The following is a 12,225-nucleotide window of genomic DNA, read 5'->3' on the forward strand; positions in this document are numbered from 1 at the left end:
ACTTTCGGCAGCACCGCTTTCAGCGAGAGCGTGCTCGTGTATGGGAACGCAATCGATTGGAGGCGCTCTCGCGAGTGCGGAGGCGATTGTCGTCGGGCGAGTCAAAGAGCACGCCGAGCCAGACTACTCGTTCCAGCGCCTCCGGCCGGCGGCAATGGTTGTCGAGGTCACGGAATCACTGAAGGGCAGCCTTAAGGGCGACATCGAGATCGTGGAAGGCTTGATGTGCTATCAGTCCTTCGCGGCGGAAGACCTCAAGATAGGCATGTCCTATGTGTTTCCGTTGACTGAAATCGATCTAGCCAACCCCGACGATACCTTTGGCCTGATGATCGGGTCGCCCACTCCGAACGCACCAAGCTACAAGATGTTTGTCCTGCCATCATGTTCCCATAGCGCGCTATTGTTGGACGGCGCAAAGCTATATACCAATGAACTCACGTCTGACGGCGGGCGCCGACTTGAGCACTACATGAACCTTTCCTTCCTGAAGCTCCTGTTTGTGACGAGGCTATTCGACGTTTGGAGAGCAATCCCTATCATTGCCATCGTGATCATCCTTTGCATAGGCTTCGTACTCGTTCGAAAACGGCGTGCTCAGGATCATCGCGTATAACAAGATGCTCAACACCGACTTGCCAACAGGGCTGTCGCCTGTTGGTTCGCATCGCGCTTGCGCGGTGCCCGCGGGTTAGCGTCAGCGTCAGGCGAAACGAGGGGAGTACCTCGCGAATCGGGCTCGTGCACTTGGGGCCAGACGACGGGGGGCGCTGGCGTAAGCGACGGCATCGCCAGGTATCATGTCCCGCTCCGGGCTGCCCTGGCAACGTTGCACGCTGCCGGACCCCGTCAGCGTAGCGACCCGAGCCTCTAGCCCCGCGGGTGTAAATGTGACAAGAAGTTTCGCCGATTTTTCGTCGAAACTCGGTGGACTCGAAAACTCGACCCCGATTCGTAGTATTCGTAACTTACGGAATTGTGGTGAGATTGGGATCCCCGCAAAACCTCAAGAATCCCCGTTTTTGGCACTGGATTTGGCACTGGGGTTCGGTGCGGAGAAGCTGCGGCTGTCGTGGCGCGTACAATATAAGCAGCTGCGCGACCGGGACGGATACGCTCAGCAACAACTTCCGGAGTATGGCCGATTTTCCGGCGAAACTCGTTAGGTCCAAGTTACGGAGCATTGAATGCGGCAGATTTGGACGGACGCAGACTTCGAGCGGATGTCGTGGCATGACAATCACGTTCATGCTATTCGGTGCGTTGAGGGCGAGAATGGCGAAGGCGAGCTCGTTCTTGACATCGACCATATTCTCGAGTGGCTGAAGGGTAACGAAGGTGGACTGCGGTTTCGGGTTCAACCTGCGACGCTCGTCTTTCACAGCGTCATGTTTCTTCGAATCGCGATTGACTACGCCGCCGCGACGGCCGCTTTCGGGCCCTTCATGATTGATGGAATCGAGCGTCGAATAGAGAAGCGAGAGCACTATGAGGCGCAAGTGTGGCGGCTTCCCATAAGCTGGCCCGGAGGTCAGATTGAATTCGAAGCGCGCGGGTTCACGCAAACTGCGGAAGGCCTGCCATTGGTTACGTCAAGTCAACAGCTCACGCCTGCGGAGCGACGCCATGCTCCGTAACAAACAGGGCGGCCGGCGCGGTTAGACGCATGATTGAGCATCCCAAAGAGGTCGATGTCTTTGCCGCGCATGCGCGTGAGTTCATGACCTGGTGCGAAAGTGATCACAATGGCAAGACGAGCGAACAGATGCAGCGTGAATCGCTTAAGCAGCTTTCGCGTCTGTATGCTGCAGCACTGGACCTTCCCGGCGTCGATCTCAAAGAGGCTCCAGATCCCCCGAGTCAGGACCAGGCGGTGCGTCAGCGGCTGGCGGCGAACCTAAAGTCGCTTCCTTTTCAGTACTACTGGGAGGTGTTCACGCCGACTGATGACCGAGATCATGAGCCACTCACTGGAGATCTGTTCGATGATCTTCTCGATATCTATGGCGACATTGCTGGCGGGTTGTGGCTGTACGAGCGCGGACACTTCGAGGCGGCGGTATTCGAATGGTCCTTTCGCTTTGGAGTGCATTGGGGGCGCCACGTTGTTAGTGCTTTGCATGCCTTGCACTCATTTGAGGCCGAGGAAGGGCATAGTGCGCTCTAACAAACGCCTCCATGCCGGCGCTCGCAACGCCTCGCGCGGCTCATCGTTGTTGTTGACTTCAAGCATGGATGAGGACGGCGATGCTTGTTAGGTACTGGTTCCACGTCAAGCATGGGCTGGGGTACGGTGTTACTGCGTATTCAAACGAAGACGCTAGGTCACTGTTGGCAGCGCAGTGGCCACCGTCCGCGGACGCCGAGATTGTTAGCGTCACGGAGAATGTTGACGTCCGCACTTTGGATCAAGGGCATGTAGTGCCAAACATGGGGCCGCCGAACATTCGCGGTGTGTGGTTTCCGTGCCGGAACGCCTAGTGCCCAACAGTATTGAGCGCGACGGATTCGCGATAGCTTCTGGGGTTCTGGATGAGTGCGCTAGGCTCGATCTCATTCAGGATGTCGAAGGATTGCTGCTTGAATCTCCAGCTGGCGTCCGCGGACTTGCCGCCAAAGCGCCAAGCGTCGCTGCGCTGGCTCGGTCTGCTACGGTTCGCTCTCTGGTCGAGCCTGTGCTCGGTTCGCAAGCCATATTGGTCCGCTCGATCCTCTTCAACAAGAGTTTGGATGCCAATTGGCAGGTGGCGTGGCATCAAGACTTGACCATTGCGGTTGCAAGTCAGGAGGAAGCCGAGGGCTACCCATCCTGGTCGGTGAAGGAAGGTGTCGTGCATGTCCAGCCGCCGGTGCAGGTTCTCGAGCAAATGTTGAGTGTACGGCTACATCTTGATCCGGCTGATGATACGAATGGAGCGTTGTGGGTGTCTCCTGCTTCACATCGTTTAGGTCGTCTGCCAGCGGGTGAAGCAGCAAGCGCAGCCGAGCGCAGCGGGAAGCATTTGTGTGTGGTACAGGCTGGCGATGCGTTGTTGTTCCGGCCTCTAATTCTTCATGCTTCGCGAAAGGCCAAATCACTCAAGCCTCGGCGAGTGATTCACCTGGAGTTCGCTGGTGCGTCGTTGCCATCGTCACTTGCGTGGGCTGAGGCTGCCTTATGAGAGGTCATGGCGATCAGTGCGCGGTGCTCGCCGCTTTGCTCAATACGTCAGCGAGCGGGCGTATCGGAGGGCGCTGGCGTAAGCGACGGCATCGCCAGGCATGCTTTTCGCTTCGGGCTGTTCTGGCAACGTCGCACGCTGCCGGAGCCCGTCAGCGTAGCGACCCGAGCCTCTACCCCGCGGGTGTAAATGTGACAAGAAGTTTCGCCGATTTTTCGGCGAAACTCGGCGGACTCGAAAACTCGACCCCGATTCGGAGAATTCGTAAGTTACGGAATTGTGGTTAGATCGAGATCCCCGGAACACCTAAAGAATCCCCGTTTTTGGCACTGGATTTGGCACCGGGGTTCGGTGCAGAGAAGAAGATGCGGTTGTCATGGGCTTCTAATAAACAAGCGCAATCCGGTTGAGGTGGGGCCCGCATCTGCTGATGCCGCCGACTCGGTGCATCGCGGATTTTCCGGCGATATCTAGCTGACCACATCGCCAGCGCTCGTCAATGTTTTGCCAAAAGCGGTGCAATCCCCTCGCGCGAGAGGTGGGCACGGGAACCCAGATCGGACTTTTTGGCCGGTCTATGTCTTGCGGCCAGGGCAGATCGAAATCGAGGGACTTGGCGATCACAGAAAGAGAACAGCTGCCGGGCCTGCTCGCGGGGTGGAGGGTGCTACATGCCGCTCCGTGGCGAGATAGGTAAGGAGGTCACAATCTCCGGGGGCGCCCATCGCCCGAGGGGGCCGGGGGAGGGTGGAAGCGAACAAAGCGCCGAACCCAGAAGACGTAATGCCTTCTCTGGCCGTAGGCTACAGTGAGAGCCACGAATGTGCTGGCGCGGCTCGTCGAACAGCCGCACGGATGCAACTTCGGGCACCGGTTTCCATAAGTTGGTTAATGCTGTATGTATAGACAGATTGGGTGTCAATTCTCATGGTTGCACGTAGACTTACCGGAGAGTCGCGCTCCAGGTTATTCAGCAGCGCACAGGTTATTCGTCACAGGGCGCACTTCTAAAACAAGTTATGTGCCAGAACATGGACGCTGAATACTTCAAGAAGTCCATTGCGCCACTGCTGAAATCGGGCGGCTTCAAGCGATATGGCACTACGTGGCGCAGGGATCAGGTGGAAAGTATTGCCGTCTTCAATGTTCAGAAATCACAATGGGGCGGCGGCATCTTCTACGTGAACCTCGGAACATACTTTCGTTCACTCGGCGACGACGCATTGCCGACCGAGAATAAGTGCCATGTACGTGTTCGACTTGATATCGAAGATCCGGGCAAGGTCGCAGCAAACGCACTCTCATGGTTTGCCGCGCGCGCGGTCCTGCGAGATGCAGCATTGTTGGCAGAAGAGGACTCAAAGCGTGGTCTGGTGTTCAAGGAAGTTCGTCGTGCAGTGGTCACATAACAAGCCGCTGGTTCCGACTCGCACCGGCGAGGCGCCGTTGCTCGCGGCACAGCGGCGGCGTTCGGCTGCAACACCATGAAACCCGTACCTCCGGCCATTGCGAGCGGCGCACCTGAAGGAACCGAGTGGTTTGGAGGTGCTGTCGATCGCTCCACAATGACTCTGCGTGTCCATTGCCCGCCTGATAAACGCGAAGCTGTTTCGCTTCTGCTCGGTCATGAGTCAGACGAAGAGCGGAGATCCTGGCGGTTATCTGCTCCAGATTCGGCGGATGCAGACCTTGACACCCAGGTGGAATGGATGCTGTCGCGGTTGAGTTCCGATCTCGCGGCGTGGCGCCGAGTCACATCAGAGTACACGGTTGATATCTTCTGCGGGCTGTTCCTAGAGCGCACGAACAGCGGTGTCACGCTGGAGCCGGAAACGATGCGAAAGCTCGCTGACCGCGGCATTCAGCTTGGTTTCGACATCTATGCGCCTTGAAAGCCGCAGCGCCGAAGAAGCCGCTTGAGCCGACGCGGTGGGACTTTGGCGTGTTTCGTTTGTTCCATCTCGCCGCGCGGCTCAGCGGCGCCGTTAGATGCCAGATGACTCTCACAGAACGAATCGCTGCGTCGATCGAGGCGCTGCCACAGCGCAACCGCTCTGGATCACTTCAGGTTTGGGGCGAGTGGTTTGGTCGACCGATGGACAACGTTCACACCTGCGTATCGTGCACTGCAGGAGCAGACCACATCGTCATGAGTTTCGATGGAGGAGAACGCCTCACGGTCTGGAAGCCGGACGTCCATAAGGCGCGGGGCTTTACTCTGCGAATCCCAAGTGCGTCACGCGTGAGGTGGGAGTGGTTCTACTTTGGTCGCCCTCGGTCGGTGGAGAATCTGCTCTTCAATGACTATGTTCGCGCTGGAGATTCGATTCGTCGCACAAGCAACGCGCCATGGCCCTCTTCGAATGAAGCTGATTCAAAGTTCGACGCAGTGAATCTGGTTGGCTTATGAGCAGAGCATCTAACAAGCGAGTCAAGTTCGCGCGCGGTGTGCGCCCGACTCGCAAAAGCGAGGAACTTTTGCTTGCGGCTTATCCGCGACGTTAGGCTTGATATGAAGATGGTCCTCTCAATTCTGGTCCTACTTGCCATGTTGGCTGGCTGCGCCAGCAATCGCGGCAACCCACCAGTGTGTGGCGGTCAACAGAACTCAGATACGATGCGCACGGAACGTTTGGTGAAGCTGAAGTCTCGCACAGACGCTCCGATGCTGTACTGGATCTCGGGTCACTACGCCGTACTCATGCCTCCAGATTCTGTCATCAGTCTCCTGCAGTCTTGGGTTGCCGAAGATATGTACGGGCCTCACACACCAACTCTTCTAAGTTGGGTCAAGGCAAGCATTCCCTTGGCGGAGGATACCGACCTCAACAAGTACGTCATTAAGAGCACGCGACTTGAAAATCTGCCTCGGTACATTGCAGCCGCGCTGCTGCAGAGAGGCGATGCCTCCGTCATTGATTTGTGGCAACTGGATAAGGACAAGAATCTATCCGACATACAGGTGCTGGAGTTGGCGAGCAGCGGTGGCGAGTGGCGCTACTTCTGCGAAAAAAGCGGCGAAGAAATTCTATGGGTCACTGACATGATCGTTGGTCTTCAGTTGCAGGCTCCGCCTAACAATCGGCTCGAGTTCGCGCGCAGTGCGCGCCCGACTCGCAAAGGTGGTGCACCTTTGCTCGCGGCTCAGCCGAGGCGTTAGGGCGCTTTATGCCGCGGAAGCACAGTCTTCTTCGCCCTTTGGTCGCGCTCATAGTAGTAGCTGCGCTCTTCGGATGTCAGCCTGGTCGCGGACCGTTCGCACAGATACAAGTTTGTCTGGGTGGGTCGGGCGAAGTCCCGAACTTCAAGCTGCTCCTGCAATCGATTGCCGCGGAGCGAGGCCTGAAGTACATCGATGCCAGTGTCGAGACCATGAGAGGGCTCAAAGAGATCGGTGCTACCAATGAGAACATGCATACCTCCGGCGAATTGATCCACCTCGGGCTGGAGGGTGAGAACGGCCAGCTGATCGCAGGGAATATGGGGCTAAACTTGTACGAGGTGGGAATCGGCTTTGGACATGAGCCAAATCCAAAAAGCGCACAAGCGTTTGTAGAGTTGGTGACGTCGCGGTTGAAGCAGCATTGGAGAGTAAAGAGCGTGCCTTCCAACCAAGGCATGCTCCCGGACCCATCTTGTGCCCCAGTGGAACAGGGCGAGAAGTGAGCCCTAACAAACGGCTCCAGAGCGACGCGCAGAGTGCACGCGCCTGAGCCTTGGAGGGCGCAGGCGTCAGGCGCGCTGGTTTGTGCGCCACCATTCCAGATTTGTTGAGTTCCGCAGTGTATCCAGGTGGTGATTGTGTCTAGGCAGAAGTTGATCTCGATCAATTTGGACGCAGCGAAGCAGCTTGTTCGACTTATAGAGCGCTTCGAAGTGAAACTCTGTGTTGGCTGTGGCGGGGACTACCATGACGACGGATGTCCAGCGAAGGATGCGATGCAACTCTGAAACTATTTGACGCAGAGGGTGAACAATCCGACGAAGAGCTATGGTATCTAGATCTTCCAACGGCGGATCGCGGACGCCTAACAGGCAGTTGCAGCGGGCCGGATAGTTCCTTTCGCGTGCTGGGGAGTTATTCAAGTGATCGGGCATCCAGGCGCGGGGTGCTAGTTGCAGCGATCGAGGGGAATGGCGCCTAAATAGGGGCCGGTGTGGCAACCTTCAATTCTTCGCGATGTGGGCGCCAAAGCAAAGGGTGAGTTTCGCCGATTTTTCGGCGAAACTCGGCGGACTCGAAAACTCGACCGCGATTCGTAGTATTCGTAAGTTACGGAATTGTGGTGGGATCGACATCCCCGGAACACCTCAAGAATCCCCTAATTTGGCACTGGATTTGGCACTGGCGTTCGATGCGGAGAAGCTGCGCGCCGAAACCAGAAGACGTAATCCTTGCTCAGTTTATACTCATTAGTGGCCAGCCATTCGGAGGTTCGAATCCTTCCGCCTCAGCCATTCATCGATTCTTGTCAGGCCACGCCCCGCGAGCGCATCTGCTCAACGAATTCCGGCAAAGATCCGCCAGCCCCACTGCAGTCGGCGATCGGTTTGCCAGGAGATCGATCAACTCATCGCGAATGCTCGCGTTCCTGATGCTGAAGATGTGAGCAGAAGCTTCATGTGAAATGCTCTGATTCCGTTCAGGAGCCTGACGACTCAACCACCGGACGTGCCGTCTCCGGCCCGTCCGTGTTCAGCGCTGAGTTGGGTCGCTGCCTTGACCTGTTGCTTCGTCAGCGACAGCATGACCATCCCGCCTGTAACGAGTCCACAAAAAATATCACCAAGAAGTGATTCTGCAGTGAAACGTGGCAGCAGCAGGCGAAGCAAAGCATTCACCGCGAGTGATGCAACAATGGCAGCCATGACAGTCACCAATGCGGTTGTTTGAAACCGACCTGGGCGCCACGTTGCAAACCGTTGACCCGCCAACGCAGCGGTCATTCCGATCGGGGCAAGAATGAGCCACATGATCAGCAAACCGAAAAAAAGCGCCGCAACTGTGGGATACAGCCGTATCGACTGGTAAGTGACCAGAAGTGCGGAAGGGAAGCCGAGCAGGAAACCCTGAACGATGGCTTTGGTGGATGGGCTCATGGAGGTCGGACGTTTGCGTTTAGCGGTGCGAATTTTCGAGCGTTCGCGGGAATCACGCAAGTACGCGCATAACGATGAAGGCAACCGCCACAACGGCGTAAGTGGTTGCGAGCCCCGAGACCCGCAGATTGGCCTGGCTCCGCAACGCTGGATTTCTGGAAAGCACGACCAGCGACCAGGTGCTGGCAACGATGCAGGCGATCGTACTGCCAAAAAATGCAAGCATCAGAATGATCGTTGAATCATGTGGGCCGTGGCTGCCTCCACCAAACACACAGTGACAGAGGTGTGAGGTGAGTGGACAAATGGCTCAAGCTGGTTGCCCGCTCTGTCTGGGTGTGGAAGGGCTAACAGCGATCGAGGGGGAGCCGAGGGGGTAACAGGGCCCGTATGGAAACCTTCAATTCTTTGCGATGTGGGCGTCAAAGCCAAGAGTGAGTTTTTCGCCGATTTTTTTTCGGCGAAAAACTCGCAACGCGCATTTCGATAGCTGCCGGAAAGAGTCGACGTCCCACGCGTTCTGTTTGGCGGGATGTGTAAGAAAAGCCTCAACCTCAGCGGCACCCAGCGCCGATGGATGGCGGAGGCGGCAAACGAATGAAGACCCGAACCCAGAAGACGTATGCCTGCTCTGTCCGTAGGCCATAGTGGCAGTATCGAATGCGCTCGCACAGTTGGTCGAGCAGTCTCACGGACTGCAACTTTGGACGTCCGGTTTCCATAAGTTGGTTAAAACTGCATGCATAGACAGTTCGTCTGTCAATTCTCCTGGGTACGCGTAGACTTACCGGAGAGTCGAGATCCAGGTTATTCAGCACCGCCCAGGTTATTCGTCACAGAGCGCGCTTTTAAACTAAGTTCGGCTACAAGATGAAACGAGGAAAGAAGCGAGTGGCAGTTTCAGGTGTTGCTCCGGCGGACCCGTCGAAGTGGTCTGAGGCAAGCCAGCGCTCCGTTTCAGCTGAATGGACGCGGGAATACCGCGACATCGAGTACTCGTGTTGGCGTTGCCAAGCGCCCGCGATCTTTACTGCACAAGATCAGAAGCGCGCTTATGAGGTCCAGAAAGCACCAATCGATCAGCGAAGAACTCTGTGCCCTGACTGCTGGAAGAGATCACTCGCCATCGCTCAAGACATAGACGGCTGCAAAACGACTTGGGCGGATTCGAAATCCAAGCTGCAGCAAGACAGCGCGTTCTTGTCGAAGTGGCTGCAATTGTTGAAGGAACAGGAGCAATATGTGCGTTACCGTCCTGACACGGCCACCAAGAACATGCTAGGTAGGCTGCTGCAACGGATTGCCGAACAAGCCGTTGCAGCCGATCGCCCGAAGACGGGCACCGGCTGAACGGCGGCGTTGAGGCCGTAGCTACAGTCTCGTTAGCGTCAAGACCATGGAAACCATTGCAGCATTCATGCAGAACGAATCAGCGGTCATCGCTGTGGGAATCATTGCGCTGATCATTGGAGTCACTGGTCTGCTCGTGCTCGGTGCGGTTTCCTTCGCTTCCACATTTGTGCACCGTTTGCCCGGTGGGCCTCTAGCGTTGGCGGGCTTCGCGATCATCATTGCAATGTTTGCGTTCGCCAGTCTGATGACATCAACAATGGAGTTGCAGTACGGCCCACAGGGCGCGGTTGTAGAGGCCGCTATGTACACGCTAGGCGGCTTCTTTGCGTGCTCGGTTATGCGCGCCTGGCGTGGTGGAGTCTGCGAGGTCGCAATCATGAGCGCTAACAAGTCGCTGGTTCCGACTCGCACAGGCGAGACGCCAGTGCTCGCGGCACAGCGGTGGAGTTAGGCAATGAAGGCTGCCATCACATTAGCGCTGGAACTGGTGGGGCTCGTTGCATGTACGAGCCAGCATCCGGAGAAGGCGATCCTTGAGGTCGCAAAGCGAGATTCAGCGGAGTACTGTTCGAAGCGGTCACGAGAAGCGTGCGAATTCTCGATTGTGAAGACGCCGGATGGCTGGGGTGTAATGGCAATACCAATCACCCGATCCGAGGATGGACGGCGTGTCTACGTGCCTGGTCTGTGGCATTCGTACTCTTATGACGACAAGGGGAATCTTTTGAGGGAGATGCTAGGACTGTGAGCTGCAGAATGCCTAATATGCGGCTCGAGTTCGCGCGATAGTTCCTTTCGCGTGTGCGGGAGTTATTCAAGTGATCGGGCATCCAAGCGCGGGGTGCTAGTTGCAGCGATCGAGGGGAAGGGTGCCTAAACAGAGGCCGGGTATGGCAACCTTCAATTCTTCGCGATGTCCGCGCCAAAGCAAAGAGTGAGTTTCGCCGATTTTTCGGCGAAACTCGGCGGACTCGAAAACTCGACCGCGGTTCGGAGAATTCGTAGGTTACGGAATTGTGGTTAGATGAGATCCCCGGAACATCTCAGAATTTGGCACTGGATTTGGCACTTGGGTTCGGTGCGGAGACCCTGCGGCTATCGTGGCTTTCGAAATATACAAGCAGTTGCGCGTGGCTGGGGACGGATGTTCTGAGCAACGACTCGGAGTATCGCCGGTTTTCCGGCGAAACCCGCCGCGCCCGATTTAAAAAACTGCCGGATGGAGTCGACAGGGCGTGCCGTTCGACGAGATAGTACGGAAGGCCTCAACCTCAGGAGGGATCCAACGCGCGATGGATGGCGGAGTTGGGGGAACAATGAAGCGCCGAACCCAGAAGCCGTATGCCTGCTCTGTCCGTAGGCTATAGTGGCAGTATCGAATCCGCTCGCGCAGCTGGTCGAGCAGCCGCGCGGATTGCAGCGTTGGACGTCCGGTTTCCATAAGTTGGTTAATGCTGTATGCATGGACAGATAATCTGTCAGTTCTCATGGCTGCGCGTAGACTTACCGGAGAGTCGAGCTCCAGGTTGTTCAGCAGCGCCCAGGTTATTCGTCACAGAGCGCACTTCTAGATCAAGTTAGCTCTGGAGAATGCAGTGCTGAACGAAGGGCGGGTGTACTTCGGCCTATTCGGAGATGACTTCGATCCGGAGTCTCTGGCGATTGGCGTTGCTCCGACGAAGACAGCCAGGAAGGCGAATCCTATTCCGAAGCAATCCTCATGGATGTACTCGAGCGAGAGGGTGCGAGGCGAGGTCATCGACGTGTATAAGATGTCGGCATCGTTGGTTGCTGATCTTGAGCCGCACATACAGAACATCCGTGAAGCGATGCAGAGGCACGGTTTGGAGGCGGTACTGGAAGTCGTGCTCACGATAACTCCGGATGACTCAGTGTCGACACCAATCCTGGGCTTCGACCAAAGAGTGATCGCATTCCTGAACGACATCGGAGCAACGATCGATGTTGATTTGTATCGTGGAGAGAGCTAACAAATTGTATATGGACTCCCCACGCGTGAGCGCTTGGCCCAACAAGCCGCTGCTTCCGACTCGCACCGTCGAAGCGCCGGGGCTCGCGGCACAGCGGCGCCGTTAGCCTTCGGGAGAAGAAGTGAAGTACGACGATGCCTCATGGCACTACGGAGCCGACAATTTTCCAAAGGATCTGGCAGAAGAATCCGGCGCGACCCATGCCGGAATGTTCGTCGCTTGGGCCTTACTCTCGGGACTCGCCGGCTCAATACACATCGAAGACTTTCCCGACGACATCCCGAAACTTGCGAGTCGCTCTGTAACGCCGGGAGTGTTCTTTCTTGAAGCGTGCGACGGAAAGTTCACGGACGAGGACCTGAACGAAGAAGGTAACAGCTTTGCCAGCGACTACTTCGAGTTTGAGAAGGGCCAGTATCTAGCGGACTACGAGTCTATTCTCGGAGAGCCGGGTCGAGACCTCTACTACGTCGCCGATACTTGGGAGAACTTTGATCGCCTTCGCCCGGTTCTCGATAAGCGATTCGCCGAATGGAAGGCAAGAAATGGCTAAGAAAGCGGTGGGGTTCGCTCCCGTTGGTCGACCGACTCGCGAAAGCGCGGCGCCTTTGCTCGCGGCT

13 protein-coding genes and 1 pseudogene are annotated in these 12,225 nt (G+C 56.6%); 11 read left to right on the forward strand and 3 right to left on the reverse strand.

Translation table 11 applies throughout. The annotated features are described in order from the left end of the window. Positions 1-40: 40 nt before the first annotated feature. The 7 genes from D0550_RS29955 to D0550_RS29995 all read left to right on the forward strand — a co-directional run bounded on the left by D0550_RS29955 (position 41) and on the right by D0550_RS29995 (position 6,321). Positions 41-616 carry a hypothetical protein gene (locus D0550_RS29955; RefSeq protein WP_116812867.1) on the forward strand — a complete coding sequence of 192 codons (576 nt, stop codon included), beginning with the start codon at positions 41-43 and terminating at the stop codon, positions 614-616. 571 nt (positions 617-1,187) lie between these two features. Next, on the forward strand, positions 1,188-1,637 hold the full coding sequence (locus D0550_RS35205; RefSeq protein WP_116812869.1) for a hypothetical protein: 450 nt from the start codon (positions 1,188-1,190) through the stop codon (positions 1,635-1,637). A 29-nt stretch (positions 1,638-1,666) separates the two neighbouring features. Beyond that, positions 1,667-2,167 carry a DUF5063 domain-containing protein gene (locus tag D0550_RS29970; RefSeq protein WP_116812870.1) on the forward strand — a complete coding sequence of 167 codons (501 nt, stop codon included), beginning with the start codon at positions 1,667-1,669 and terminating at the stop codon, positions 2,165-2,167. Positions 2,168-2,480: 313 nt separating this feature from the next. Next, a complete protein-coding gene (locus D0550_RS29980; protein ID WP_116812872.1) occupies positions 2,481-3,161 on the forward strand; it encodes a phytanoyl-CoA dioxygenase family protein in 681 nt (226 codons plus the stop codon). A 1,031-nt stretch (positions 3,162-4,192) separates the two neighbouring features. Continuing rightward, entirely contained in the window at positions 4,193-4,570 is a 378-nt protein-coding gene (locus D0550_RS29985) for a DUF4304 domain-containing protein (protein WP_161966132.1), read from the forward strand. A gap of 75 nt (positions 4,571-4,645) precedes the next feature. Continuing rightward, complete coding sequence (locus tag D0550_RS29990) at positions 4,646-5,053, forward strand: DUF4279 domain-containing protein (RefSeq protein WP_116812874.1); 408 nt, start codon at positions 4,646-4,648, stop codon at positions 5,051-5,053. 620 nt (positions 5,054-5,673) lie between these two features. Then, on the forward strand, positions 5,674-6,321 hold the full coding sequence (locus tag D0550_RS29995; RefSeq protein WP_116812875.1) for a hypothetical protein: 648 nt from the start codon (positions 5,674-5,676) through the stop codon (positions 6,319-6,321). A 1,499-nt stretch (positions 6,322-7,820) separates the two neighbouring features. Here the strand turns inward: D0550_RS29995 and D0550_RS30005 are convergent. Both D0550_RS30005 and D0550_RS35065 read right to left on the reverse strand, forming a co-directional pair. Beyond that, positions 7,821-8,261, reverse strand: a complete 441-nt coding sequence (locus D0550_RS30005; RefSeq protein WP_116812877.1) for a hypothetical protein — start codon at positions 8,259-8,261, stop codon at positions 7,821-7,823. Between the two features lie 52 nt (positions 8,262-8,313). Then, on the reverse strand, positions 8,314-8,487 hold the full coding sequence (locus D0550_RS35065) for a hypothetical protein (protein WP_161966133.1): 174 nt from the start codon (positions 8,485-8,487) through the stop codon (positions 8,314-8,316). A gap of 644 nt (positions 8,488-9,131) precedes the next feature. Here D0550_RS35065 and D0550_RS30015 point away from each other — a divergent pair. Both D0550_RS30015 and D0550_RS30020 read left to right on the forward strand, forming a co-directional pair. Next, the gene (locus D0550_RS30015) at positions 9,132-9,611 is read left to right on the forward strand and encodes a zinc-ribbon domain containing protein (protein ID WP_116812879.1); all 480 of its coding nucleotides are present in this window, start codon (positions 9,132-9,134) and stop codon (positions 9,609-9,611) included. Between the two features lie 46 nt (positions 9,612-9,657). Further along, positions 9,658-10,065: a hypothetical protein gene (locus D0550_RS30020; protein WP_116812880.1), complete on the forward strand. Its 408-nt coding sequence runs from the start codon at positions 9,658-9,660 to the stop codon at positions 10,063-10,065. 789 nt (positions 10,066-10,854) lie between these two features. On the opposite strand, the pseudogene D0550_RS37275 reads toward D0550_RS30020, so the two are convergent. Further along, positions 10,855-11,055, reverse strand: a pseudogene (locus D0550_RS37275) (phage integrase N-terminal SAM-like domain-containing protein); the annotation flags it as partial. Between the two features lie 154 nt (positions 11,056-11,209). On the opposite strand from D0550_RS37275, the gene D0550_RS30035 reads away from it, so the two are divergent. Both D0550_RS30035 and D0550_RS30040 read left to right on the forward strand, forming a co-directional pair. Beyond that, entirely contained in the window at positions 11,210-11,605 is a 396-nt protein-coding gene (locus D0550_RS30035; RefSeq protein ID WP_161966134.1) for a DUF4279 domain-containing protein, read from the forward strand. Positions 11,606-11,726: 121 nt separating this feature from the next. Then, a complete protein-coding gene (locus D0550_RS30040) occupies positions 11,727-12,158 on the forward strand; it encodes a DUF7832 domain-containing protein (protein WP_116812883.1) in 432 nt (143 codons plus the stop codon). Positions 12,159-12,225 lie beyond the last annotated feature (67 nt).

Source organism: Steroidobacter cummioxidans, assembly GCF_003104955.1.

Bases quoted from the DNA above. Each gene is read 5' to 3' on its own strand.
- D0550_RS29955 (WP_116812867.1), top strand. From the start codon at position 41: ATGGGAACGCAATCGATTGGAGGCGCTCTCGCGAGTGCGGAGGCGATT.
- D0550_RS35205 (WP_116812869.1), top strand. From the start codon at position 1,188: ATGCGGCAGATTTGGACGGACGCAGACTTCGAGCGGATGTCGTGGCAT.
- D0550_RS29970 (WP_116812870.1), top strand. From the start codon at position 1,667: ATGATTGAGCATCCCAAAGAGGTCGATGTCTTTGCCGCGCATGCGCGT.
- D0550_RS29985 (WP_161966132.1), top strand. From the start codon at position 4,193: ATGGACGCTGAATACTTCAAGAAGTCCATTGCGCCACTGCTGAAATCG.
- D0550_RS29990 (WP_116812874.1), top strand. From the start codon at position 4,646: ATGAAACCCGTACCTCCGGCCATTGCGAGCGGCGCACCTGAAGGAACC.
- D0550_RS29995 (WP_116812875.1), top strand. From the start codon at position 5,674: ATGAAGATGGTCCTCTCAATTCTGGTCCTACTTGCCATGTTGGCTGGC.
- D0550_RS30005 (WP_116812877.1), bottom strand. From the start codon at position 8,261: ATGAGCCCATCCACCAAAGCCATCGTTCAGGGTTTCCTGCTCGGCTTC.
- D0550_RS35065 (WP_161966133.1), bottom strand. From the start codon at position 8,487: ATGCTTGCATTTTTTGGCAGTACGATCGCCTGCATCGTTGCCAGCACC.
- D0550_RS30015 (WP_116812879.1), top strand. From the start codon at position 9,132: ATGAAACGAGGAAAGAAGCGAGTGGCAGTTTCAGGTGTTGCTCCGGCG.
- D0550_RS30020 (WP_116812880.1), top strand. From the start codon at position 9,658: ATGGAAACCATTGCAGCATTCATGCAGAACGAATCAGCGGTCATCGCT.